The organism is Streptomyces sp. NPDC085931 (assembly GCF_044540565.1).
GTDB lineage: Bacteria > Actinomycetota > Actinomycetes > Streptomycetales > Streptomycetaceae > Streptomyces.
Window position 1 is genome coordinate 399178 of record NZ_JBITSK010000006.1, and the last position, 23386, is coordinate 422563.

The following is a 23386-nucleotide window of genomic DNA, read 5'->3' on the forward strand; positions in this document are numbered from 1 at the left end:
CGTGCCCGTCCGCGGCCCGGAAGACCCGAAGGACCTCAGGTGATCACTCCTGCCCTGCCCCACGCGCACGCGAGAACGGCTTCCGCCGACGCGTCGATAACCGCCTGGGCGCTGGCCGCCCGCGGCGGCGACCCCGCGGCCGTCGACCGGTTCGTGCGCGCCCTGCACCGAGACGTCATCCGGTACGTCGCCCACCTGTGCGCCGACCCGCAGGCCGTGGACGACCTGGCGCAGGACACGTTCCTGCGGGCGCTCGGCAGCCTGCACCGGTTCGAGGGCCGCTCCTCGGCCCGCGTCTGGCTGCTGGCCATCGCCCGGCGCGCGGTCGCCGACAGCATCCGGTACACCGCCGCACGCCCCCGCCGGGCCGACCTGCCGGACTGGGAACCGGCGGCCGAACTCGCCCAGCCGCGCGGTCTGCCCGGCTTCGACGACGGTGTCGCGCTGCAGGAGCTGCTGGCCGCGCTGCCGGAGGAGCGGCGCGAGGCGTTCGTCCTCACGCAGCTGCTCGGGCTGCCGTACGCGGAAGCCGCCGCGGTGAGCGACTGCCCGGTCGGCACCGTCCGCTCCCGGGTGGCCCGCGCCCGGGCGACGCTCCTGGCCCAGCTCGCCGAGGCGGAGAAACCGGCGTCGCCCCCGGAGCCGACCCTGGCCGCGGCCTGACGGCCCGCCGTCCGCCGTCTGCGGTCCGCTGGGGCGAATCGATGGGTGGTGGCGTCGACGGCCGGGCCGCGCCGCCCGACCGGGCCGTCGGTCGGCGGGCCGTGCCCGGCTCGGTCGCGGACTGCCGTCTGCGGTCCGCTAAGCGAACTGACGGGTGGTGGCGTCGGCGGCCGGGCCGCGCGTCTGACCGACCGCCGGCCGGCAGGCGGGGCCCGACCTGGCCGCCGCCTGACAGCCCGCTCGTCGCGCACCGTTCGCTGTCCGCCCTCCGCCGTCTATCGCCCGCGGGGCGAACCGGTGGGCGAGGACAGCGACAACCAGGCCGCGCCGTCCGACCCGGCCGCCGCCCGGCAGGCCGCGCCCGGCCCGGCGGCGGCCTGACGGCCCGCCCGCCCGCCGTCCACCGCCCGCTGTCCGCCGTCCACCGCCCGCTCTCCGCCGCCTGCCGTCCGCCGCGACGAACCGATGGGCGGCGGCGCCGGTGTGCCGGGCCGCGCCGTCCGGCACCGGGCCGCCGCTCGGCACACCGCGTCCGGCCCGGCCGCCCGGCACACCGCGCCCAACCCGGCCACCACCGTGCCCCCCCGGCCGCCCTCCCCGGGGGGCACGCCCCGGGCCGGCCGCCCCCGGGGGGGGCCACGCCCCCGGCACGCCGCCCCCCGCACGCCGTCCCCAGCCGCCGCGCCGTGCCCAGTCGCCCCGCCCGCGGGGTCTCCTCACGCCGCGCCCGGTACCGCGTGCCGCGTCCCCCGGCGGCGCCCGCGGAAGCGGGCTGCGGCCCTGCACGTCGCGTAGAGCGTGAACGAGATCGTCGTGACATAGGGGCTGATCGGAAGGCTGCCGCCCAGGGCGAGGAGGATGCCGCCCTCGATCGACGCCACGGCGAACAGCACGCTCAGCACGGGCAGCAGGACGGGTGAGGCGGTGACCCGGGCCGCTGCCGCCGCCGGGGTGACGACCAGGGACAGCACCAGCAGCGCCCCCACGACTTGCACCGACAGCGCGACGGCGAGTCCGAGGACGAGCATGAACGCGAAGGACAGCCCCCGTACCGGCACCCCGCGCGCCTCGGCCACGTCCGGGTCCGTGCTCGCGAAGGCCAGCGGACGCCACAGGAACGCCAGCGCGACCAGCACCACCCCGGACGTGCCGAGCAGCCACGCCGTCCGCGGGGTGTCCACGGCGACGATCTGCCCGGTCAGCAACCCGAACTTGTCGGCCGCGCGGCCCCGGTACAGGGCCAGGCAGAGCACCCCGAGCCCCAGCCCGAACGGCATGATGATGCCGATCACCGAGTTCCGGTCCCGGGCCCGTGTCCCCAGCGCACCGATCGCCCCGGCCGCGAGCAGCGAACCCGCGATCGAGCCGGCCACGACGTTCACCCCCGCGAGCAGCGCGGCCGAGGCGCCCGCGAAGGACAGTTCACTGATGCCGTGCACCGCGAACGGCAGGTCCCGCATCAGCACGAACACCCCGGCCAGCCCGCCCACGAGCCCGAGCGCCGCACCCGCGACGAGGGAGTTGCGGACCAGGGCCAGCAGCGCGCCGTAGTCGGTGAAGTCGAAGATCCGGTGCCAGATCCCGCCCGCGAGCATCATGCGCGCACCCCGTCCGTCTCGTGCGGCCGTCCGGGATGGTGCGGCGGCGCGGCGGTCTCGTCGGGTGCTCCCGCGACCAGCACCCGGCCGCGCACCCGGACGACGTCGACCCGCGTGCCGTAGAGGCGGGACAGCGACGCGGACGTGAGCACCTCGTCGGGGGTGCCGACGCGATGGCGGCCGCGGGCCAGGTACAGCACCCGGTCGGCCAGACCCAGCACCGGGTTGATCTCGTGCGTCACGAACACCACCGCCGTGCCGTGGGAGCGGCGCCGGGCGTCGATCAGCGCGGTGACGGCCCGCTGGTGGTGCAGGTCGAGCGAGAGCAGCGGCTCGTCGCACAGCAGGATCCGCGGGTCGCTCGCCAGCGCCTGCCCGATGCGCACGCGCTGCCGTTCACCGCCGGAGAGCGTGCCGAGCGGCACGTCGGCGCAGTGCAGGGCGCCGACCGACGCCAGGATGTCCTCCACCTGCCGGCGGACCCCGGCGCGGCGCGGCCAGGGGCCGAAGCGGTGCCCGTCGATGCCGAACCGCACCAGGTCCCGGGCCCGCAGCGGAGCCTGCGCGGACAGCGCCGCCTGCTGCGGGACGTAGCCGAGGTGCCGGGCGGCCGCGCGCGCCGGACGGTCCAGGACGGTCAGCGTCCCGGCGGACAGCGGCTGACGGCCCAGCAGGGCTCGCACCAAGCTCGTCTTGCCCGCGCCGTTCGGGCCGAGCACGGCCAGGAACTCCCCGGGCCGCACGTCGAGATCGAGACCGCTCCACACCCGGCGGCCGCCGTAGGACACGGCCGCGCCGCGCAGCCGGACGACGGGCGCGGCGGCGTCCCGCCCCGGGGCCGCGGTCACCGGGCCAGCGCGCCGGCGAGCGCGCGGACGTTGGCCGTCATCCAGCCGAGGTAGTCCTCGCCCTTCGGCAAGGTTTCGGTCACCGGCACGACCGGGATGCCGGCCGCCCGGGCCGCCACCTCGGCCTCGGCGGTCTGCGGCCCGGAGGTCTGCTCGTTGCAGACGAGCGCCCTCACCTTCCGCTCGGTGAACAGGGCCAGGCTCTCGCGCAGGACGCGCGGGGCGACGTCGTCCCCCTCCTCGACGGCCTCGCTGAACGCCGGGGGAGTGCGGTCGACCAGACCGCTCGCGCCGGTCAGGTACAGCGGCACCGGCTCGGTGATCGCGATGCCCTCGCCGCCGTGCTCCTTCCTGATCCGTGCCTCGCCGGCCTCCAAGGGGGCGAGACCGGCCCTGAAGTCGGTGGCGTTGCGCGCGAAGGCGCGCGCGTGGCCGGGGTCGGCCGCGGCGAGGGCGGCGGCGATCCGGTCGGCGACCCTGGCGACGGTGGGGAAGTCGTACCAGACGTGCTCGTTGAGCCGGCCGCCCCGGGGAGCGGTCCGGCCGGACACCGCGACCGCGTCGACCAGGTGGGCGGAGTCGTTGTGGCCGGCCCGGAGCATGCGCCCGACGAAGTCGTCGTAGCCGCCGCCGTTCTCGATGACGACCTTCGCCCGGGACAGCGCCAACTGGTTCTGCGGGTCCGCCTCGTAGGAGTGCGGGTCCTGGCCGGGGTCGTTGATGATCGAGGTGACGTCGACCCGGTCGCCGCCGATGTGCCGGGCGATGTCGCCGTAGACGTTCGTCGAGGCCACCACCGCCACACGACCCGGCGCTGACGCGTCCGGCTGCCCTGCCCGCGGGCTGCCGCAGCCCGTGAGCAGGGCGGCCAGACACGCGCCGGTCAGCAGCGTCAGGCGACGGGACGGGGGCAGGGGCATGACTCCTCCAGGACAGATGTGCTCGGGGGTGATCGGCAGCCGATCGGCAGGCGTCACGCTAGACGGAAATGAATATCAAAGGCACTTAGCGGCCGAAGTCATGTGCAAGCCATTGCCGATCGTTGGGAAATGCTGGACGGTCTATCCAGAAGCTGGATTCCTGGTCTAGGGTGGGGGAGTGGAGAGGAGAGACATGGCCCCCGCACCGGACGCCGAACGGGACGCGATCCTCGCGGCGCTGACACCGGTGGTCCACGGCATCGCCGCGACCTTCGGCCCCGTCTGCGAGGTCGTGCTGCACGACTACCGCAACCCGGAGAACTCGGTCGTCGCCGTGGCCGGATCGGTGACCGGCCGGACGGTGGGCGGTGCGATGAGCGAGATCGGCATGGAGGTCCTGGCCCACGGCGACGAGGCGGCCGACCAGCTGAACTACCTCACCCGCGCCCGGAACGGGACGGTGGTCAAGTCCTCCACGATGGTGCTGCGCGACTCCGCGGGAGCCGTCTTCGGCGCCCTCTGCGTCAACGTGGACGTCAGTGCCGTCACCAAGGTGCGCGATCTGCTCGGCGCGCTCGCCGGAGCCGGCCCCGCCCTCGCCGGGACCGGCCCCGCCCCGGCCGAGCTGCCCGTCACGACCTTCGGCAACGACATCGACTCCGTGGTCGACGCCCTCGTCGACGCCCACCGGACCCGGCAGCGGGGCAGCTGGCCCGAACTGGACCGCGAGGAGCGCCTGGAGCTGTTCGGCGGGCTGGACGCGCGCGGTGTCTTCGCCGTGCGCGGCGCGGTCGAGCAGGTCGCCGCACGGCTCGGCATCTCCCGCGCCTCCGCCTACCACTACCTCGCCCGGGCCCGGGCGGCCCGCGCCCCGTCCCCTGACACGTCCCCCGGAGGACACTCGTGACGACCACCACCCCGCCGGTCACCGCCGACGACGTCCGGGACGCCGCGGCCCGGCTCGCGGGCGTCGCCCACCGCACCCCCGTGCTGCGCTCGCGCACCCTCGACGCCCTCGTCGGCGCCGAGGTCCACCTCAAGTGCGAGAACTTCCAGCGTGCCGGCGCCTTCAAGTTCCGCGGCGCCTACAACGCCGCCTGTCGCCTCGGCCCCGAGCAGCTGTCCCGGGGCATCGCCGCCTACTCCTCCGGCAACCACGCCCAGGCCGTCGCCCTGGCCGCCCGCGAGCTGGGCAGCACGGCCGTGATCGTCATGCCCGAGGACGCCCCGCCGTCCAAGCGCGCGGCCACCGCCGGCTACGGCGCCGAGATCGTCACCTACGACCGCTACACCGGCGACCGCGTCGCCCTCGCCGAGGCCCTGGCGGCCGAGCGGGGCCTCGCCCTCGTCCCGCCCTACGAGCACCCGCACGTCATGGCCGGGCAGGGCACCGCCGCGCTGGAACTCCTGGAGGAGGTGGGCGAGTTGGACGCGCTGCTGACGCCGGTCGGCGGTGGCGGGCTGATGGCCGGCAGCGCCACGATCGCCAAGGCCCTGCACCCGGGCATCCGGATGATCGGCGTCGAACCGGAGGCGGGGGACGACACCAAGCGCTCGCTGGAGGCGGGCCGGCGCGTCAGCATCCCGGTCCCGCGCACCATCGCCGACGGCCAGGCCCTGCACACGCCCGGCGAGCTGACCTTCTCCGTCAACCGGCGCCTCGTCGACGGGATCACGCTGGTCGGCGACGACGGGATCAGGGACGCGATGCGGTTCGCCTTCGAGCGTCTGAAGATCGTCGTCGAGCCGAGCGGCGCCACACCCCTGGCCGCCCTGCTCGCCGGCCGCGTGGACCCGCTGCCCCGGCGGATCGGCGTGATCGTCTCCGGCGGGAACGTCGACGCGGAACGCTTCGCGGCGCTGTGCGGGCCGGGCCCTGCCTGAATGGCGTCGCCCGTTCGCCGGACGGACGATAGAGGTAAACCCCTCACCGAGGAGGAGCGTCATGCTTGAGGTGAAGACGCTCGACAAGCCGGACGAACGGCGCGACTACCCCCGGGGTCACCTCGAAGCCGTCCACATGACCGGACTGGACTTCGCCGTGGCCACGTTCGAACCGGGCTGGCGCTGGTCCGAGTCGGTGGCCCCGATCGCCGGGACCGACAGCTGCCGGATCCACCACAACGGCTATGTCGTCTCGGGCCGTCTGCACATCCGCATGGACGACGGCGCGGAGACCGAGGTGGGACCCGGGGACGTGTTCGTCTGCGCGCCTGGACACGATGCCTGGGTCGTGGGCGACGAGCAGTGCGTGGTCCACGACTTCGCGGGCAGCATGGCCAAGGAGTACGCCAAGAAGGACTAGCGCCCCCGCCGGTACCCGCGGCTCGCCCCGCCCGGTACCCGCGGCTCGCCCCCGCCCGGTCACACCGGCAGCAGCCGCGCCACCAGCGCGCTCAGCTGCCGGGCGGTGCGGCACTCGTGCATCTCGACCAGCTCGGCGTAGGCGGGGGCGACCGAGTCGCCGGTACCCCAGCGGGAGCGCTGCTCCGGGTTCAGCCAGTAGACGCGGCGGGCGCGTTCGGCGATGTGCCGGACGGCCGGCAGGTTGGGGTCGCCGCCGTTCGTGCGGGCGTCGCCGAGCACGAACACGGTGGTGCGCGGACCGGCCGCGTCCGCGTGGCGCTCGGCGAACTCGCCCAGGGCCATGCCGTAGTCGCTGCTGCCGTGCCAGCCCGTGATCGCCGCCTCCGCCCGGATGCGGGCGCCCAGTCCTTCCGGATCGGCCCTGCCGTGCTCCAGCAGACCGGTCACCTCGTCGATCCGGTTGACGAAGGCGAACACGCGCACCTTGCCGAACTGGTCGTGCAGCGCCTGCACCAGCAGCATCGTGAAGTCCGAGAACCCGGACACCGAGCCCGACACGTCGCACAGCAGCACCAGCTCCGGCCGGGCCGGACGCCGCCGGCGCAGGACCGGCCGCATCGGCACCCCGCCCGTCGACAGCGAACCGCGCAGGGTGCGCCGCAAGTCGATGCTGCCCCGGGCGGCGCGGCGGCGCCGGGCCGCCAGCCGGGTCGCGAGCTTACGGGCGAGCGGCTGCACGGTCCTGCGCAGCTCGGCCAGCCGGTCCTTGCCCGCGAACAGGAAGTCGACCCGGTCGGCGGTCGGGGCGACCGCCCGCCGGGCGATCTCGTCCCGGCCGCGCCGCTCGGCGACCCGGCGGCGCGCCTCCGCCGCCACCAGCGCCCGGAAGACCTCGATGCGCCGCCGGACCTCGTCCTCCAGCAGCCGGTCCGTGAAGCCGGAACTCCCGCCCGCCGCGCGCACCTCGTCCCGGACCCGGGCCATCAGCGTCTGCGGACGCAGCCGTTCCAGCGTCTGGTACGAGGACCAGCCGTCCGACTCCGGCGAGGAGCCGTAGCCGCCGAAGCCGTCCACCGCCTCGATCGCCAGCCGGCCCAGCATCGCCCGGTCGTCGGCGGCCAGGGCGGCCGTCAGCCGGTCGCGCAGCTCCTGCCGTCCGGCCGGTTCCCGCCCGGGCGCGCCGACCCCGCGCGGGAAGTAGAGGTCGAAGACCGCGTCGAACACCTGGCGCTGCCCGGTGCCGTGCAGCAGGGTCGCCGCGAGTCCCTCGCGCAGCAACTCCCGGTCCGCCAGGCCGAGTTCCCCGACCGCCCGCGCGGCGTCCACCGTCTCGCCGGTGCCGATCCGCACCCCGTGCGCCCGCAGCGCCCCGACCAGGGACGTCAGCCGCTCGGCGACGCCCGCCGCCGTGGCCGCCGAGGTCACAGGGCGTCCAGGTCGAGCTTGGCCGATGCCTTCAGGACGTCGTCCTGGTGCTTGAGGAGCACCCCGAGGGTGGCCCGCACGACCGTCTCGTCCAGCGTGCCGGCACCGAGCGCGAGCAGGGTGCGCGCCCAGTCGATCGTCTCGGCGACCGACGGCACCTTGCGCAGGTCCATCGCCCGCAGCGCGCCCACGACCCGCACCACGGAACCCGCGAGCACCTCGTCGAGCCCCGGCACCTTCAGCCGTACGATCCGGCGCTCCAGCTCCTGGTCGGGGAAGCCGATGTGCAGGAAGAGACAGCGGCGGCGCAGCGCCTCGGACAGCTCCCGGCTGGCGTTGGAGGTGAGCACGACGAAGGGGCGGCGCGTGGCGGTGATCGTGCCGAGTTCGGGGACCGTGACCTGGAAGTCGCCGAGCACCTCCAGCAGCAGGCCCTCCACCTCGACGTCCGCCTTGTCGGTCTCGTCGATCAGCAGCACCTTCGGGTCGTCGCCCCGGATGGCCGTCAGCAGCGGCCGGGTGAGCAGGAACTCCTCGCTGAAGATGTCGGTGCGGGTCTCGTCCCACGTCTCGTCGCGCCCGGCGCTGATGCGCAGCAGTTGCTTGGCGTGGTTCCACTCGTACAGCGCGCGGGACTCGTCGACCCCCTCGTAGCACTGCAGCCGGACGAGACGCGCTCCGGTGACCTCGGCGACGGCCTTGGCGAGTTCCGTCTTGCCGACGCCGGCCGGGCCCTCCACGAGGAGCGGCTTGCCCAGCCGGTCGGCGAGGAACACGGTCGTGGCGACCGCCGGCGAGGCGAGGTAACCGGTCTCGGCCAGACGGGCGGAGACGTCGTCGACGGACGTGAACACCGGGGCCTCCAGGTCGGGTGGCGGGCGGGGTGGGGCGGTCGGGACAACCCACGGGACACCTATCTAAGCGCTTGTTCAGTGCTCCTGTCACGGGGTCGCGCCCGCCGGGGGCCGACCGCCCGGGCCCCCGGCAGCACCGCCCGCCGCGTCACGCCGCCGTCGCCACGGCCCGGACCGCCGGAGTGCGCAGCACCCGGCGCGCCGTCGCCAGGCCGGTGCCCACCGTCACCGCCGCCGCGACCGCCACCACCGCGAGCCACACGCCCAGCAGCGGACCGGGCAGCACCCCGTCGGTGCGCACGATCGTGAACGGCACGATCCCCGCCAGCGCCGCCAGCGTGCCGAAGCAGACCCCGGTCACCGTCAGGACCAGCCCCTCGGCCCTCACCATGCCCAGCACCTGCCCGGGAGTCGCCCCGGCGAGGCGCTGCTGCCCGAACTCCCGCTCGCGGTACGAGGTCGCCGCGTACAGGGAGTTGACGAGCATGACGCAGACGAAGACCACGATGATGCCGACGACCGTGAAGTTGAGCGTCTCCAGGGTCTTCGCGTCGACCGACTTCACCGCCCCCGAGGCCCTGACGGCGTCGCTCTCCACCGCCTGCATGGTCAGCGTCGCCGTCGCGACGGCCGTGAACAGGATCAGCGACATCAGGATCCCGGCGAGCTGCCCGGCCCGCTCGCGCAGGTTCCGCACCGCCAGCCACCCGCTCGCCCCACCGGGCGGCAGCCGGTCCAGCACCGCCGACAGCAGCCGCGGCGCCCGCAGCGCGCACCCGACGGAGAGCAGGATCGCCCCGTAGGCGGGCGCCGCCATCAGCGCGGCGTCCGTCGCCGAGAACGCGAACGTCGACGTGGCCGCCGCGGCCCCGGCCACCAGCGCCGCCCAGGCCAGGACCGTCCGTGCCCGGCCCCGCCGTTGGCGGCCGCCCGCCATGGCGCGCCGCACCGCCAGGAGCGCGGCGCCCGCCGCGGCCGCCAGTGTGATGCCGACGCCGGTCGCACCGGCCACCGTCCCGAAGGCGAAGCCGACGGACTCCGCGACCTGACCGCTGTCCTGGAACATCTCCAGCAGCGCCCGGCCGCCGAGCATCGCCGGGCCGATCGCCAGCGCGGCGCCCACCAGCGCCACCACCGCCGCCTCGCCCACGACCATCCGCTTCAGCTGCGCCGGAGTCGCCCCCGAGCAGCGCAGCAGCTCCAGCTCGGCGGCCCGCTGGCGCACGTTCACCGTCAGTGTCGAGGCGACCGCGAAGAACACCAGCAGCGTCCCGTAGCCGCCGACGACGCCCGCCGCCGTCGAGAGGGTCTCCGAGCTGACCGGGTCCACGCCCGGCTGCCCGGCCGTGTCGTGCATCGAGTGGAACGTCATGATGATCGCCGCGCCCAGGAAGGCGGACAGCAGCGTCGCGAGGAACCGCCCGGGCCGCTGCCGGACCGAGCGCATCGCCAGCACGAACATCGCTCACACCCCCGTCGGCACGTCGTCGCCCAGGTGCGCCAGCCGCTCGGCGACCGCGTCCACCGTCGGGGCGTCCAGCCGGCCCGCCAGCCGGCCGTCGGCGAGGAACAGCACCGTGTCGGCGTAGGAGGCGGCGACCGGGTCGTGCGTCACCATCACCACCGTGCGGCCGTGCACCCGGACCGACTGCCGCAGCAGCTCCAGCACGTCCCGCGCGCTGCGCGAGTCGAGGGCTCCCGTCGGTTCGTCCGCGAAGATCACCCGGGGCTCGGCGACCAGGGCCCGGGCGATCGCCACCCGCTGGCGCTGCCCGCCGGAGAGCTGGTCCGGCCGGTGCCCCAGCCGGTCGCCGAGCCCCAGGGACGTCAGCACCTCCCGCACCCGCCGCCGGTCCACACGCCGGCCGGCCAGCTTCAGCGGCAGCACCGTGTTCTGCGCGACGGTCAGCGTGTCCAGCAGGTTGTACTGCTGGAACACGAAGCCGATCCGGCCCCGCCGGAAGCGCGTCAGCTCGGCCTCGCCGCCGCCCGTCAGTTCGGTGCCGTCCACCCGGACGATCCCGCTGTCGGGCCGGTCCAGGCCCGCGGCGCACTGCAGCAGCGTCGACTTGCCGGAACCGGACGGCCCCATCACCGCCGTGAACGTGCCGTGCCCCAGCCCGAGCGTCACCCCGTCCAGGGCGGTCACGGCGCTGTCGGCGCTCCCGTACGTCTTGGTGACCTTGACCAGCCGCAGTGCCTCCGCGGCGGATTCCGGGTCCCGGTGCTGTCGTGGTCCGGTGCGGAACATTCCCTCGTCCCCCTTCGTGCGACACGCCCTGTGTCTCGCCGTCGACGCTACGGAGAGGCGGCCGTGACCACACTGGCCGCAGAACCCGTATCGCGGGGTGTACTCAGCGACACCCCCCGGGTACTCGATCAACTCCCGTACGGAAAGGGCTGACTCGGCATGCACATCGATCTCAAGGGCCGCACCGCTCTCGTCACCGGCTCCACGCAGGGCATCGGCGCCGCCATCGCCACGGGCCTGGCCCGGGCGGGTGCCCGGGTGGGCGTCAACGGCCGCTCGCCCGGACGGGTGGAGGAGGCCGTGGAGCGCCTGCGGGGCGAGGTCCCCGGCGCCGAGCTGGTGCCCGTCGCCGCCGACGTGACCGGCGACGAGGGCGCCCGGCAGGCGGTGGACGCGCTGGGGCAGGTGGACATCCTCGTCAACAACCTCGGCATCTTCGAGTCCGCCGACCCCCTGGAGATCAGCGACGCGGAGTGGCTGCGCTTCTTCGAGGTGAACGTGCTGTCCGCCGTGCGCCTCACCCGGCTCGTCCTGCCCGGCATGACGGAACGCGGCTGGGGCCGCGTGCAGAACATCGCCAGCGACTCGGCGGTCGTCATCCCCGCCGAGATGATCCACTACGGCATGTCCAAGACGGCCCTGCTCGCGGTGAGCCGGGGCTTCGCCAAGCAGGCGGCGGGCACCGGCGTCACGGTGAACTCCGTCATCGCCGGCCCGACCCACACGGGCGGCGTGGAGGACTTCGTCTACCAGCTCGTCGACCGCGACCTGCCCTGGGACGAGGCACAGCGCGTCTTCATGCGCCGGCACCGGCCGCAGTCGCTGCTGCAGCGGCTGATCGAGCCGGAGGAGATCGCCCACATGGTCGTCTACCTCGCCTCGGACCAGGCGTCGGCGACCACGGGCGGCGCCCTGCGCGTCGACGGCGGGTACGTCGACTCGATCCTGCCCTGACCGCCGGTCAGGCCCCGCTCAGCAGCACCACCTCCAGGGTGCGCGGGCCGTGCACCCCCTCGACCCGGTCCAGCTCGATGTCACTGGTCGCCGACGGCCCGGAGATCCAGGTCAACGGGCGCGCCGGGTCGAGGCGGGCGAGCCCCTGCGGCACGGACGACACGACCTGCTCCGGCACCCGGACCACACAGACGTGATGGTCCGGCACGAGCGTGATCCGGCGCCGCCCCTGGTCGGGCGAGCCGTCCAGCACGATCGTCCCGGTCTCCGCGATCGCCACCGCGCAGGCCGTCACGACACTGTCCACCCGGTCGAGTTCACCCGGCGTGCTCTCCGCCCGGTCCGCCACCCGCGGCACGCCGGTCGCCGCCAGCCATCGCTCGTCGAGCCCGGGCGGCACCAGCACGGAGGCCGATCCGCGCTTCTCCAGCAATGCCGCGATCAGGCCGGCCAGTCCGTCCTCGTCGGTGCGGTGCACGAGCGCCCGGTAGTCGGCCAGGTTCTCGGCGAGCAGTTCCACCGTCTCCGCGACGGTCCGCTCGCCGTGCTCGCGCAGGTAGTCCCGGGCGATCGGCGTCTTGTCGGCGGGCACGTCCGCCAGGGCGCGCCGCACCCGACCCAGGATCCGCTCCCTGCTGTTCACTTCGCCTCGTCCTTCCCGCCGCGTGTGCGCTGCCACCAGTCCCGGAACGGCTCGGCCGGCACCGGCGGCAGTTCCCGCGTCCGGCTCCACGCCCGGCCCGGGCCGGGCAGTGCACGGGGATGGAAGCGGCGGGTCCGGCTCGCGGCGCGCTGACCGGTGCGCAGCGCCCCCGGACGCGCCAGCGCCCAGCGGGCCGCCCGCATCGCGGCCCGCTCCGCGGCGTGCCCCTTCGCGGGCCGCAGCACCACCCGGTTGCCCTCCCGGGTGACCTCACCGCCCTGCACGACCCGCTCCCGCAGGTGCACCAGCACCTCGGGGATGTCGATGGCGACCGGGCAGACGTCGTAGCACGCCCCGCACAGCGACGACGCGTACGGCAGGGAGGCGTCGATCTCGCTCTGCGTGCCGCGCAGTTGGGGGCTGAGGATCGCGCCGATCGGGCCGGGGTAGACCGAGCCGTAGGCGTGGCCGCCGGCCCGCTCGTACACCGGGCACACGTTCAGGCACGCCGAGCAGCGGATGCAGCGCAGGGCCTGGCGGCCGACCTCGTCGGCGAGGGTGTCGGTGCGGCCGTTGTCCAGCAGCACCAGATGGAAGGTGCCCGGCCCGTCCCCGTCGGTCGTGCCGGTCCACGTCGACGTGTAGGGGTTCATGCGCTCGGCCGTCGAGGAGCGGGGGAGGGTCTGCAGGAACACCTCCAGGTCCCGCCAGGTCGGCACGATCTTCTCGATCCCGACGACGGAGATCAGCGTCTCGGGCAGGGTCAGGCACATCCGCCCGTTGCCCTCGGACTCCACGACCACCAGCGTGCCCGTCTCGGCGACCATGAAGTTGGCGCCGGAGATGCCGACCTTGGCCCGCAGGAACTTTTCCCGCAGGTGCAGCCGGGCCGCCTCGGCGAGTGCGGCGGGCGTGTCGGTCAGGCCCTCGGGGGCGGGGCGGCCCCACTCGCTCATCTCCCGGGCGAAGATGTCCCGGATCTCGCCCCGGTTGCGGTGGATGGCCGGCACCAGGATGTGCGAGGGCCGGTCCTGGCCCAACTGCACGATCAGCTCGGCGAGATCGGTCTCGTAGGCGCGGATGCCGGCGGCCTCCAGCGCCTCGTTCAGCCCGATCTCCTGCGTGGCCATCGACTTGACCTTGACGACCTCCGACTCGCCGGTCATCTTGACCAGTCGGGTGACGATCTCGTTGGCCTCGGCCGCGTCGGCGGCCCAGTGCACGACGCCGCCCGCGGCCGTGACCGACTCCTCCAACTGCACGAGGTAGCGGTCGAGATGGCGCAGGGTGTGGTCCTTGATGCGCTTGCCGGCCTCGCGCAGCTCGGCCCAGTCGGACACCTCCGCCACGGCCGTGGCCCGCTTGGCGCGGATGGTGTGCGTGGCGTGCCGCAGATTGCCGCGCAGGGTCGTGTCCGCCACGGCCTCCCGCGCGGCCTCCGGGAACGCCGGCATGCCGAGATACGTTCCGCTCATACGGCCGGTTCCTCCTCCGTGCTCGCCAGGATCTCCGCGATGTGCACCGGCCGCATGCCGGTGCGCAGCCGGGCCATCGTGCCGCCGATGTGCATCAGGCAGGAGTTGTCGGCCGCGCACAGCACCTCGGCGCCCGTCGACTCGGCGTTGCGCACCTTGTCCGCGCCCATCGCCGCCGAGACGTCGGAGTTCTTCAGCGCGAACGTGCCGCCGAAGCCGCAGCACTCCTCCGCGCCCGGCAGTTCCACCAGCTCCAGCCCCTTGACCGCCCGCAGCAGCCGCAGGGGCCGGTCGCCGAGCCCGAGCCCGCGCAGCCCGTGACACGTCGGGTGGTAGGTCACCGTGCGCGGGTAGTACGCCCCGACGTCCGTCACGCCCAGCACGTCCACCAGGAACTCCGTCAGCTCGTACGTCTTCGGCACCACCGGCGCCAGGGTGGCCGCGAGCGTGTCGCCGCGCCCTTCGGCCCGGGCCCGCTCGCCCATCCGCGGATACAGCTCCCGCACCATCGCCCCGCACGACCCGGAGGGCGTCACGATCGCCTCGTACCCGCCGAAGACAGCGGAGAAGTGCCGGGCGAGCGGCTCGGCCTCGTGGCGGTAGCCGGTGTTGTAGTGCGCCTGCCCGCAGCAGGTCTGCGCCATCGGGAAGTCGACCTCGACGCCCAGCCTGGTCAGCAGTTTCATCACGGCCCGCCCGGTGTCCGGATAGAGCGTGTCGTTGACGCAGGTCAGGAACAGGGCGACACGCATCGCGGCTCCTCGGGGTCGATCATCGGATGAAGCAGGGTAGTCCGGGCATACGGCCGGGGGGAGACTCCGTCAGGCCCCGGCGAGCCGGTCCTGCGCGGCGCGCCACCGCTCGGTGCCGCCACGTGGTTCGTACCGGCTGAGCGGCTGGGTCCGCGCCAGCAGGTCCCGCATGCCGGCGAGGTCCCCGACCAGCCCGTGCGCCCGCGCCTGCACGAGCACGTTGCCCAGGGCGGCCGCCTCGGTGGGGCCGGCCACCACCGGCAGCCCGCAGGCGTCGGCGGTCAGCTGGCACAGCAGCGCGTTGCGCGTGCCGCCGCCCACGATGTGCACCACGTCGACGGGGTGCCCGGCCAGCCGCTGCGCGTCCCGCACCGCCTTGCGGTGGGCGAGGGCGAGGGAGTCCAGGATGCAGCGCGTCACCTCGCCCGGAGTCGTGGGCACGGGCTGCCCGGAGGCCCGGCACGCCTCGGCGATCCGCTCCGGCATGCGGCCCGGGGCCAGGAACGCCGCGTCGCCCGCGTCCACGACCGACCGCAGCGCCTCGGCCTCGGCCGCCTCCCGCAGCAGCCCGCCCAGGTCCGGGTCGCCCCAGGCCCGCACGCACTCCTGCAGCAGCCACAGTCCCATGATGTTGCGCAGGTAGCGGACCGTGCCGTCCAGCCCCAGTTCGTTGGTGAAGTTGGCCGCCCGGCTCTCCTCGGTGAGCACCGGCGCGTCCAGCTCCAGACCGGCCAGCGACCAGGTCCCGGTGCAGATGTAGGCGAACCGCTCGCCCGTCGCGGGGACGGCGGCGACGGCCGACGCGGTGTCGTGCGACCCGACGGCCGTGACCGGCACGGGACCGGCCAGCCCGGTCTCCTCCAGCACCTCGGGCCGCAGCACCCCCGCCGGATCACCGGGCCGGCGCAGCGGCGCGAACAGCCCGAGGTCGATCCCGAGCCGTTGCGCGATCCCGTGCGCCCAGTCGCGGGTGCGCGGGTCGATCAGCTGGGTGGTCGAGGCGTTGGTCAGCTCCGTGCCCTGCTCGCCGGTGAGCCAGTACGTCAGCAGGTCCGGCATCAGCAGCAGCCGCTCCGCCCGGGCGAACTGGGCCGTGGCACGGGCCGCGGTCAGCTGGTAGAGGGTGTTGAAGGGCGCGTACTGCAGTCCGGTCGCGGCGTACAGCTCCCCGGCGGGCACGCTCGCCCACACCTTCTCGGCGACGCCGTCGGTCCGCGCGTCCCGGTAGTGCACGGGGTTGCCGAGCAGCGCCCCGTCCGCGTCCAGCAGTCCGTAGTCCACGGCCCAGCTGTCGATGCCGACGGAGTCGACCTGCCCGGCCGACCTGAGCCCCTCCAGGACTCCGGCGTACAGCGCGAGGACGTCCCACCGCAGCCCTTCGGGGACCCGCACGGGCCGGTTGGGGAAGCGGTGCGCCTCGGTGAGCCGCAGGCTGTCGGGGCCGACGCGGCCGACCATGACGCGCCCGCTGGACGCGCCGAGGTCGACCGCGGCGTACGCCTTCACGTCGGCGCTCACCGCAGGAAGGCGGCCGCGACGCCGGCGTCGACGGGGATGTGCAGACCGGTCGTGTGGGTGAGGTCCCCGCCGGTCAGCGCGAACACGGCGTTGGCCACGTGCTCGGGCAGCACCTCGCGCTTGAGGAGGGTCCGCTGGGCGTAGAACTCGCCCAGCTTCTCCTCCTCGACCCCGTACACGGCCGCGCGCTTCGCGCCCCAGCCGCCGGCGAAGATCCCCGAGCCGCGCACGACGCCGTCGGGGTTGATCCCGTTGACGCGGATCCCGTGCTCGCCCAGCTCGGCGGCGAGCAGCCGCACCTGGTGGGCCTGGTCGGCCTTGGTGGCCGAGTAGGCGATGTTGTTGGGCCCGGCGAACACGGCGTTCTTCGAGGCGATGTAGACGATGTCACCGCCCAGGCCCTGGGCGATCATCACCCGGGCCGCCTCCCGCGACACCAGGAACGAGCCGCGCGCCATGATGTCGTGCTGCAGGTCCCAGTCCTTCGCGGAGGTCTCCAGCAGCGGCTTGGAGATGGAGATGCCCGCGTTGTTGACCACGAGGTCCACCCCGCCGAAGGCCAGCACCGCCGCCCGAAAGGCCTCGGCGATCTGCTCCTCCGAGGTGACGTCGACCGTCACGGCGACGGCCTTGTCGGGCCCGCCCAGCTCCTCGGCGACGGCCTCGGCGTTCTGCGTGTTCAGGTCGGCGACGACCACGCACGCGCCCTCGGCGACGAGCCGGTGGGCGATGGCCTTGCCGATCCCGCTGCCGGCCCCGGTCACCAGCGCGACGCGCGTGGCGAGCGCCTTGGGCTTCGGCATCCGCTGGAGCTTGGCCTCTTCCAGCGCCCAGTACTCGATGCGGAACTTCTCGGACTCCTCGATGGGGGCGTAGGTGGAGACGGCCTCCGCGCCGCGCATCACGTTGACGGCGTTGACGTAGAACTTGCCCGCGACCCGGGCGGTCTGCTTGTCCTTGCCGAAGGAGAACATGCCGACGCCCGGGATCAGCACGATCGCCGGGTCGGCGCCGCGCATCGCGGGGGAGCCGGGCTCGGCGTGCCGCTCGTAGTAGGCGGCGTACTCCTCGCGGTACCGCGCGTGCAGCTCCTTCAGCCGGGCGATCGCCTCGTCGAGCGGGGCGGCCGGCGGCAGGTCCAGCACCAGCGGCCGGACCTTGGTGCGCAGGAAGTGGTCGGGGCAGGAGGTGCCGAGCGCGGCCAGCCGCGGGTGCTCGGCGCGGGCCAGGAAGTCGAGGACGACCTCGGAGTCGTCGAAGTGCCCCACCTGGGGACGGTCCTGGGAGGCGAGGGCCCGCACGTGCGGCGCGAGGGCGGCGGCCCGCTCCCGCCGCTCGGCGGCGGCCAGGGGGGTGTACCCGTCGAGCACCGGCCCGAAGGGCTCGGGCCTGCCGCGCTCGGCGAGGAACCGCTCGGCGGTGCGGATGATGTGCAGCGAGTTCCGCTCGCACTCCTCGGAGGTGTCGCCCCAGGCGGTGATGCCGTGCCCGCCGAGGACGCAGCCGACGGCCTGCGGGTTGGCCTTCTTCACGGCGGCGATGTCCAGCCCCAGCTGGAATCCGGGCCGCCGCCACGGCACCCACACGACCGTGTCCCCGAAGCACTCGGCGGTCAGCTTCTCCCCGTCGGCGGCGCAGGCCAGCGCGATCCCGGAGTCGGGGTGCAGATGATCGACGTGCGCGGCCTCGACCAGCCCGTGCATCGCGGTGTCGATGGAGGGGGCGGCCCCGCCCTTGCCGTGCAGGCAGTAGTCGAACGCGGCGACCATCTCGTCCTCGCGCTCGACCCCGGGGTACACGTCGACGAGCGCCCGCATCCGGTCCAGCCGCAGCACGGCCAGGCCCGCCTCGGTCAGCGTCCCGAGGTCCCCGCCGGACCCCTTGACCCACATCAGCTCGACGTCCCCGCCGGTGACGGGGTCGGTCGCGGTGCCCTTGGCGGAGGCGTTGCCGCCCGCGTAGTTGGTGTTCCGGGGGTCGGCCCCGAGCCGGTGCGACCGGGCGAGCAGAGCGTCAGCTTCGGGATGAACAGCCATGCCAGTTCCTTTTCGAATTAGGGGTGAAGTGTCGTCCTCGGGGGGCGCGGGGAACTGCGCGGTCAACCACACACGACCCGCACTCCGCAGATCACAGAACTCGGCAGACGCCTACGCGCCCCACCCGGCCTGCTGCCCACCCACCCGCTCGGCGACGATCTTCTCGGCCCACCCGGACCGCCGGTACGCGGCAAGCGGCTCGGGGTCCAGCCCCATCTCCTCGCGCACCTCCCGCAGCAGCGGCCGCACATCGGTGTTGTACGCGTCCATCAGCACGGCGTTCGCCTCCAGCACGTCCCCCGCCCGCTGCGCCGCGGCGAGCGCGTCCGCGTCGACCAGCAGGGCCTTCGCCGTGGCCTCCTGCACGTTCATCACCGACCGGATGATCGCCGGGATCTTCGCCTCGATGTTGTGGCACTGGTCGAGCATGAAGGCCACGTCGGGCGAGAACCCGCCGCCGCGCACCACCTCGTACATGATCCGGAACAGCTGGAAGGGGTCCGCGGCGCCCACCATGAGGTCGTCGTCCGCGTAGAACCGCGAGTTGAAGTCGAACCCGCCGAGCTTGCCCTCCCGCAGCAGGGTCGCCACGATGAACTCGATGTTGGTCCCGGGCGCGTGGTGCCCCGTGTCGACCACGACCTGGGCCTTCGGCCCCAGCTTGAGGCAGTGGGCGTAGGCGGTGCCCCAGTCCGGGACGTCCGTCGCGTAGAAGGCCGGCTCGAAGAACTTGTACTCCAGCAGCATCCGCTGCCCGTCCCCGAGCCGCTCGTAGACCTCGGCCAGCCCTTCGGCCAGCCGGTCCTGCCGGCTGCGGATGTCGTCCTGCCCGGGGTAGTTCGTGCCGTCGGCGAACCACAGCTTCAGATCCGTGGAGCCGGTCGCGTCCATGATGTCGACGCACTCCAGCAGATGGTCCACGGCCTTGCGCCGCACCGCCGCGTCCGGGTGGCAGATGCTGCCGAGTTTGTAGTCGTCGTCCTGGAAGGTGTTGGAGTTGATCGCCCCGAGCCGCACCCCGCGGTCCTCGGCGTGCTTCGCCAGCGCCGCGTAGTCGTCGACCCGGTCCCAGGGGATGTGCAGCGCCACCGTCGGCGCGACGCCCGTGAACGCGTGCACCTTCGCCGCGTCGTCCAGCTTCTCCTGCGGCGTGCGCGGCACACCCGCCTGCGCGAACACCTTGAACCGCGTGCCGGAGTTCCCGTACGCCCACGACGGCGTCTCGACGGCCTGTGTCTTGAGTGCGGCCTTCACCGCGGCGAGCTCGGTCACGTCAGAACTCCTGAGACCTCGGGTCGCGACGGCCACGCGTGACGACCACTGAATGAAACGATTCAGGACGCGAAGCTATGGGCCCCCCGAAGGGGTGTCAACCCCTCCGGCCAAGACGCTTTCCCGTGACCAGGGTGTGACCTTCTGGCGTCGAAACTTTTTCGACCGGAACCCATTGACGTGACATGCGCGGCCCGCCTAACGTCCCGGCAACCCAGTTGAAACCTTTCACGACGCCCACGACGCCGAGAGGCTCTCCCGCCGGCGTCGTCGAGGAGCCCCCAATGACCCACCCGTCCACCACGGGTCCGGCCCCGGTTCTGGCGCTGAGGGACGTCTCCAAGTCCTTCGGCGCGGTCCGCGCCCTGCGGGACGTCTCCCTGGAGCTGTTCCCCGGGGAGGTGCACGCTCTGGCCGGAGAGAACGGTGCCGGCAAGTCGACCCTCATCAAGACGCTCGCCGGAGTGCACCGGCCGGACACCGGCCAGGTGCTGCTCGACGGTGCGCCCGTCGCCTTCCACGGCCCCGGCGACGCCCGCGACGCCGGCATCGCCGTGATCTACCAGGAGCCCACGCTCTTTCCCGACCTGTCGATCGCCGAGAACATCTACATGGGCCGACGGCCGCGCCGCTCGCTCGGCCGCATCGACCACAAGGCCACCCGCAACGCGACCGCGGCGCTGATGGAGCGCCTCGGCGTCGACCTGGACCCCGACCGCCCGGCGCGCGGTCTGTCCATCGCCGACCAGCAGATCGTCGAGATCGCCAAGGCCCTCTCCTTCGACGCCCGCGTCCTGATCATGGACGAGCCGACCGCCGCCCTCACCGGCAGCGAGGTCGCCCGCCTCTTCGGGGTCGTGCGCACCCTGCGCGACCAGGGCGCCGCCGTGCTGTTCATCTCCCACCGGCTGGAGGAGATCTTCGAGATCTGCCGGCGGGTCACCACCCTGCGCGACGGCGCCTGGGTCGCCAGTGAGCCCCTGGAGGGCATGACCGAGGACGACCTGGTGCGCCGCATGGTCGGCCGCGACCTCGACGAGCTGTACCCCAAGCAGGAGGTCGAGCCGGGCGAGGTCGCCCTGAGCGTGCGCCGGCTCACCCGCGAGGGCGTCTTCACCGACGTCTCCTTCGAGGTGCGGCACGGCGAGATCGTCGGCCTCGCGGGCCTGGTCGGCGCGGGCCGCACCGAGGTCGCCCGGGCGATCTTCGGCATCGACCGCTGGGACGCCGGCGAGGTCGCCGTCCAGGGCAGGGCCCTGGTCAACGGCGCCCCGTCCACGGCCATGGCCGCCGGCCTCGCCCTGGTGCCCGAGGACCGCCGCGCCCAGGGCCTGGTGATGGACATGTCCATCGAGCGCAACATCGGTCTCACCGGGCTGCGCACCACCGTCAAGGCCGGGCTCATGGACCGCGGCGCCGAACGCAGCCGCTCCCTGGACTGGGCCGTCAGACTCCAGGTCAAGTACGCCCGGATCGCCGACACCGTCAACACGCTCTCCGGCGGCAACCAGCAGAAGGTCGTGCTCGCCAAGTGGCTCGCCACCGGCCCGAAGGTGCTGATCGTCGACGAGCCGACCCGCGGCATCGACGTCGGCACCAAGGCCGAGGTGCACCGGCTGCTGTCCCAGCTGGCCGCCGACGGCGTGGCCGTCCTGATGATCTCCTCCGACCTGCCCGAGATCCTCGGCATGGCCGACCGCGTGCTCGTGATGCACGAGGGCCGCCTCACCGCCGAGATCCCCCGCTCCGACGCCACCGAGGAGACCGTGATGGCCGCAGCCACCGGGAGGGCCGCCGCATGACGGTCGTGACCCCGCAGGAGGCCCCCGCGGCCGACGTGCCCCGGTCGAGCGGCACGCGCCTGGTCGACCGCGTCTTCAAGATGCGCGAACTGGCCATCCTGGCCGTCCTCCTGGTGATGATCGCCGTCACCCAGGCCGGCAACAGCGAGTTCCTGTCCGAGCAGGGCATCAAGGACCTGCTGCTGAACGCGACGATCCTGGTCCTGGTCGCCACCGGCCAGTCCCTCGTCGTCATCACCCGCAACGTCGACCTGTCCGTCGGTTCCACGCTCGGCATCAGCGCCTTCGCCGCCGGCACGTATCTCCAGGGCGGCGGCAACCCGGTGGTGGCGATCGCGCTGGCGGTCCTGCTCGGCATCGGCTTCGGACTGCTCAACGGACTGCTCGTCAGCCTCGGCCAGGTGCCCGCCCTGGTGGTCACCCTCGGCACGCTGTACATCATCCGCGGCATCGACTCCATCTGGGTCGGCTCCCGGCAGATCACCGCGGCCGACCTGCCGGGCGGCTTCGTCGACTTCGGCTCCGGCGGCATCTCTGCGGTGCCCTACCTGGCGCTGATCGCCCTGGCGGTCCTCGTCGCCACCGCCTACTACCTCAAGCACTTCGGCAGCGGCCGCGAGCTCTACGCCCTCGGCTCCAACCCGGAGGCCGCACGCCTCGCCGGCATCCCCGTGCACAAGCGGATCCTCGCCGCGTACACCTTCTGCGGCGCCCTCGCCGGACTCGCCGGCGCGATGTACCTCGCCCGGTTCGGCAACGTCGACTCCGGCACCGGCAACGGCTACGAACTGACCGTCGTCAGCGCGGTCGTGGTCGGCGGCGTCGTCTTCACCGGCGGCTCCGGCAGCGTCTACGGCGCGGCCCTCGGCGCGCTGCTGCTGACCTCCATCAACAGCGTGCTGCCCGCCCTCGGCGTCAGCTCCGTCTGGGTGCTCGCCATCAACGGCATCCTGCTCATCCTCGCCATCGCGGTCGACCGGATCGTCGCGCTGCGCGTGGCCTCGGCCCTGAAGAAGAGGAACGCCCGCCATGGCTGACATCTCCGCGAGCCGAGCGGTCCAGTGGTCCGCCCTGAAGAGGTGGGACTCCGCCGTCGGCGCACTCCTCGTCGTCGTCCTGCTGTTCTCCTTCGGCTTCGTCGACGGGTTCGGCAACGCGCTCAACCTGTCGTTCCTGATCGGCAACACGCTGCCCATCGCGCTGATCGCGCTGCCGATGACCCTGCTGGTCGTCTCCGGCGAGATCGACCTGTCGGTGGCGTCCACGGCCGGGCTGTCCGGCGCCGTGATGGGCGCCCTGTGGAACCAGGGCATGGCCATCGAGACGATCATCCCGATCTGCCTGCTGCTGGGCGTGGTGTGCGGGCTGGTCAACGGACTGCTGGTGACCCGGCTGGGCCTGCCGTCGCTGGCCGTCACGATCGGCACGCTGGCTGCCTACCGGGGCATCGCGCAGATCGTGCTCGGCTCCGACGCGGTGACCGACTTCCCCACGCAGTACCTGGACTTCGCGGCCGGCCGCATCGGGGACACCTTCGTCCCGTACGCCTTCCTGCCCTTCCTCGTCCTGCTCGCCATCGCCGTGGTCGCCCTGCACGCCACGCCGTTCGGGCGCTCGCTGTTCGCGATCGGGGCGAGCGAGGAGGCGGCCCGCTTCGCCGGGATCCGGGTCAGGCGGCAGAAGCTGATCCTGTTCACCCTGACCGGTCTCCTCGCCTCCCTGACCGGCGTCTTCTGGGCCCTGCACTACGCCAGCGCCCGCTACGACAACGCCACCGGCCTGGAACTGTCCGTCGTGGCGGCCGTGTTGCTCGGCGGGATCGACTTCGACGGCGGCAAGGGCACGCTGGGCGGCGCGATCGCCGGGGTGTTCCTGCTGGGGGCGCTGCAGAACGTGATGAGCCTCCAGGACGTCTCCGCCCAGTCGCAGATCGTCGTCACCGGCGTCCTGCTCGTTCTCTCCGTGCTCGGCCCCCGGGTCGTACGGCAGATCTCCACAGCGAGGGCGGGCCGCAGAGCCGCCGCCTCGACTCCCACCTCATGACCAGCCCCTCCTCGTAAAGGACGAC

21 protein-coding genes are annotated in these 23386 nt (G+C 73.6%); 8 read left to right on the forward strand and 13 right to left on the reverse strand.

Annotated features, from left to right (window positions below):
• Positions 1–39: 39 nt before the first annotated feature.
• Complete coding sequence (locus ACIGAN_RS15175; protein WP_399857700.1) at positions 40–663, forward strand: sigma-70 family RNA polymerase sigma factor; 624 nt, start codon at positions 40–42, stop codon at positions 661–663.
• A 716-nt stretch (positions 664–1379) separates the two neighbouring features.
• Here the strand turns inward: ACIGAN_RS15175 and ACIGAN_RS15180 are convergent.
• From ACIGAN_RS15180 to ACIGAN_RS15190, 3 genes are read right to left on the reverse strand one after another with little or no spacing between them, the layout of a single operon-like run.
• Complete coding sequence (locus ACIGAN_RS15180) at positions 1380–2261, reverse strand: metal ABC transporter permease (RefSeq protein WP_399857702.1); 882 nt, start codon at positions 2259–2261, stop codon at positions 1380–1382.
• Positions 2258–3109 carry a metal ABC transporter ATP-binding protein gene (locus tag ACIGAN_RS15185; RefSeq protein WP_399857705.1) on the reverse strand — a complete coding sequence of 284 codons (852 nt, stop codon included), beginning with the start codon at positions 3107–3109 and terminating at the stop codon, positions 2258–2260. The genes ACIGAN_RS15180 and ACIGAN_RS15185 overlap by 4 nt, the downstream gene beginning before the upstream one ends.
• The gene (locus ACIGAN_RS15190) at positions 3106–4029 is read right to left on the reverse strand and encodes a metal ABC transporter solute-binding protein, Zn/Mn family (RefSeq protein ID WP_399857708.1); all 924 of its coding nucleotides are present in this window, start codon (positions 4027–4029) and stop codon (positions 3106–3108) included. Before ACIGAN_RS15190 ends, ACIGAN_RS15185 begins: the two co-directional genes overlap by 4 nt.
• 193 nt (positions 4030–4222) lie before the next feature.
• Here ACIGAN_RS15190 and ACIGAN_RS15195 point away from each other — a divergent pair, with 193 nt between their 5' ends.
• The 3 genes from ACIGAN_RS15195 to ACIGAN_RS15205 all read left to right on the forward strand — a co-directional run bounded on the left by ACIGAN_RS15195 (position 4223) and on the right by ACIGAN_RS15205 (position 6334).
• The gene (locus tag ACIGAN_RS15195; protein WP_399857711.1) at positions 4223–4936 is read left to right on the forward strand and encodes a transcriptional regulator; all 714 of its coding nucleotides are present in this window, start codon (positions 4223–4225) and stop codon (positions 4934–4936) included.
• A complete protein-coding gene (locus ACIGAN_RS15200; protein ID WP_399857714.1) occupies positions 4933–5913 on the forward strand; it encodes a pyridoxal-phosphate dependent enzyme in 981 nt (326 codons plus the stop codon). The genes ACIGAN_RS15195 and ACIGAN_RS15200 overlap by 4 nt, the downstream gene beginning before the upstream one ends.
• A 61-nt stretch (positions 5914–5974) precedes the next feature.
• Complete coding sequence (locus ACIGAN_RS15205; RefSeq protein WP_399857715.1) at positions 5975–6334, forward strand: cupin domain-containing protein; 360 nt, start codon at positions 5975–5977, stop codon at positions 6332–6334.
• 59 nt (positions 6335–6393) lie between these two features.
• On the opposite strand, the gene ACIGAN_RS15210 is transcribed toward ACIGAN_RS15205, so the two are convergent.
• From ACIGAN_RS15210 to ACIGAN_RS15225, 4 genes are all read right to left on the reverse strand, one after another.
• Positions 6394–7761, reverse strand: coding sequence for a vWA domain-containing protein (locus ACIGAN_RS15210; protein ID WP_365743452.1), 1368 nt, complete (start codon positions 7759–7761; stop codon positions 6394–6396).
• The gene (locus ACIGAN_RS15215; RefSeq protein ID WP_365098601.1) at positions 7758–8615 is read right to left on the reverse strand and encodes an AAA family ATPase; all 858 of its coding nucleotides are present in this window, start codon (positions 8613–8615) and stop codon (positions 7758–7760) included. Before ACIGAN_RS15215 ends, ACIGAN_RS15210 begins: the two co-directional genes overlap by 4 nt.
• 148 nt (positions 8616–8763) lie before the next feature.
• The gene (locus tag ACIGAN_RS15220; protein WP_399857718.1) at positions 8764–10077 is read right to left on the reverse strand and encodes an FtsX-like permease family protein; all 1314 of its coding nucleotides are present in this window, start codon (positions 10075–10077) and stop codon (positions 8764–8766) included.
• Between the two features lie 3 nt (positions 10078–10080).
• Positions 10081–10866 (reverse strand): ABC transporter ATP-binding protein, encoded by a 786-nt coding sequence (locus ACIGAN_RS15225; RefSeq protein ID WP_399857721.1) that lies wholly within the window; start codon positions 10864–10866, stop codon positions 10081–10083.
• Positions 10867–11025: 159 nt separating this feature from the next.
• Between ACIGAN_RS15225 and ACIGAN_RS15230 the strand changes: the two genes are divergently transcribed.
• Complete coding sequence (locus tag ACIGAN_RS15230) at positions 11026–11820, forward strand: SDR family NAD(P)-dependent oxidoreductase (protein WP_365098570.1); 795 nt, start codon at positions 11026–11028, stop codon at positions 11818–11820.
• Between the two features lie 7 nt (positions 11821–11827).
• Here the strand turns inward: ACIGAN_RS15230 and ACIGAN_RS15235 are convergent, their stop codons facing one another.
• The 6 genes from ACIGAN_RS15235 to rhaI all read right to left on the reverse strand — a co-directional run bounded on the left by ACIGAN_RS15235 (position 11828) and on the right by rhaI (position 19516).
• Positions 11828–12463, reverse strand: a complete 636-nt coding sequence (locus tag ACIGAN_RS15235; RefSeq protein WP_399857724.1) for a lactate utilization protein C — start codon at positions 12461–12463, stop codon at positions 11828–11830.
• On the reverse strand, positions 12460–13938 hold the full coding sequence (locus ACIGAN_RS15240; protein ID WP_399857727.1) for a lactate utilization protein B: 1479 nt from the start codon (positions 13936–13938) through the stop codon (positions 12460–12462). Before ACIGAN_RS15240 ends, ACIGAN_RS15235 begins: the two co-directional genes overlap by 4 nt.
• A complete protein-coding gene (locus ACIGAN_RS15245; RefSeq protein ID WP_399857730.1) occupies positions 13935–14690 on the reverse strand; it encodes a (Fe-S)-binding protein in 756 nt (251 codons plus the stop codon). The genes ACIGAN_RS15240 and ACIGAN_RS15245 overlap by 4 nt, the downstream gene beginning before the upstream one ends.
• A 69-nt stretch (positions 14691–14759) precedes the next feature.
• Positions 14760–16208 (reverse strand): rhamnulokinase family protein, encoded by a 1449-nt coding sequence (locus ACIGAN_RS15250; protein WP_399857732.1) that lies wholly within the window; start codon positions 16206–16208, stop codon positions 14760–14762.
• Entirely contained in the window at positions 16205–18244 is a 2040-nt protein-coding gene (locus ACIGAN_RS15255) for a bifunctional aldolase/short-chain dehydrogenase (protein WP_399857734.1), read from the reverse strand. Before ACIGAN_RS15255 ends, ACIGAN_RS15250 begins: the two co-directional genes overlap by 4 nt.
• Positions 18245–18355: 111 nt before the next feature.
• Positions 18356–19516: an L-rhamnose isomerase gene (gene rhaI, locus ACIGAN_RS15260; RefSeq protein WP_365098558.1), complete on the reverse strand. Its 1161-nt coding sequence runs from the start codon at positions 19514–19516 to the stop codon at positions 18356–18358.
• A 284-nt stretch (positions 19517–19800) separates the two neighbouring features.
• Here rhaI and ACIGAN_RS15265 point away from each other — a divergent pair, with 284 nt between their 5' ends.
• From ACIGAN_RS15265 to ACIGAN_RS15275, 3 genes are read left to right on the forward strand one after another with little or no spacing between them, the layout of a single operon-like run.
• Positions 19801–21318 carry a sugar ABC transporter ATP-binding protein gene (locus ACIGAN_RS15265; protein ID WP_365743467.1) on the forward strand — a complete coding sequence of 506 codons (1518 nt, stop codon included), beginning with the start codon at positions 19801–19803 and terminating at the stop codon, positions 21316–21318.
• On the forward strand, positions 21315–22355 hold the full coding sequence (locus ACIGAN_RS15270) for an ABC transporter permease (RefSeq protein WP_399857736.1): 1041 nt from the start codon (positions 21315–21317) through the stop codon (positions 22353–22355). Before ACIGAN_RS15265 ends, ACIGAN_RS15270 begins: the two co-directional genes overlap by 4 nt.
• Positions 22348–23361 (forward strand): ABC transporter permease, encoded by a 1014-nt coding sequence (locus ACIGAN_RS15275; protein WP_365098552.1) that lies wholly within the window; start codon positions 22348–22350, stop codon positions 23359–23361. Before ACIGAN_RS15270 ends, ACIGAN_RS15275 begins: the two co-directional genes overlap by 8 nt.
• Positions 23362–23386: the final 25 nt, after the last annotated feature.

Excerpts from the sequence above, each read along its gene's own strand:
- ACIGAN_RS15255 (WP_399857734.1), bottom strand. The coding sequence starts at position 18,244 with ATGGCTGTTCATCCCGAAGCTGACGCTCTGCTCGCCCGGTCGCACCGG.
- ACIGAN_RS15205 (WP_399857715.1), top strand. The coding sequence starts at position 5,975 with ATGCTTGAGGTGAAGACGCTCGACAAGCCGGACGAACGGCGCGACTAC.
- ACIGAN_RS15180 (WP_399857702.1), bottom strand. The coding sequence starts at position 2,261 with ATGATGCTCGCGGGCGGGATCTGGCACCGGATCTTCGACTTCACCGAC.
- ACIGAN_RS15265 (WP_365743467.1), top strand. The coding sequence starts at position 19,801 with ATGACCCACCCGTCCACCACGGGTCCGGCCCCGGTTCTGGCGCTGAGG.
- ACIGAN_RS15220 (WP_399857718.1), bottom strand. The coding sequence starts at position 10,077 with ATGTTCGTGCTGGCGATGCGCTCGGTCCGGCAGCGGCCCGGGCGGTTC.
- ACIGAN_RS15240 (WP_399857727.1), bottom strand. The coding sequence starts at position 13,938 with ATGAGCGGAACGTATCTCGGCATGCCGGCGTTCCCGGAGGCCGCGCGG.
- ACIGAN_RS15275 (WP_365098552.1), top strand. The coding sequence starts at position 22,348 with ATGGCTGACATCTCCGCGAGCCGAGCGGTCCAGTGGTCCGCCCTGAAG.
- ACIGAN_RS15225 (WP_399857721.1), bottom strand. The coding sequence starts at position 10,866 with ATGTTCCGCACCGGACCACGACAGCACCGGGACCCGGAATCCGCCGCG.
- ACIGAN_RS15270 (WP_399857736.1), top strand. The coding sequence starts at position 21,315 with ATGACGGTCGTGACCCCGCAGGAGGCCCCCGCGGCCGACGTGCCCCGG.
- ACIGAN_RS15195 (WP_399857711.1), top strand. The coding sequence starts at position 4,223 with ATGGCCCCCGCACCGGACGCCGAACGGGACGCGATCCTCGCGGCGCTG.
- ACIGAN_RS15245 (WP_399857730.1), bottom strand. The coding sequence starts at position 14,690 with ATGCGTGTCGCCCTGTTCCTGACCTGCGTCAACGACACGCTCTATCCG.
- ACIGAN_RS15190 (WP_399857708.1), bottom strand. The coding sequence starts at position 4,029 with ATGCCCCTGCCCCCGTCCCGTCGCCTGACGCTGCTGACCGGCGCGTGT.
- ACIGAN_RS15230 (WP_365098570.1), top strand. The coding sequence starts at position 11,026 with ATGCACATCGATCTCAAGGGCCGCACCGCTCTCGTCACCGGCTCCACG.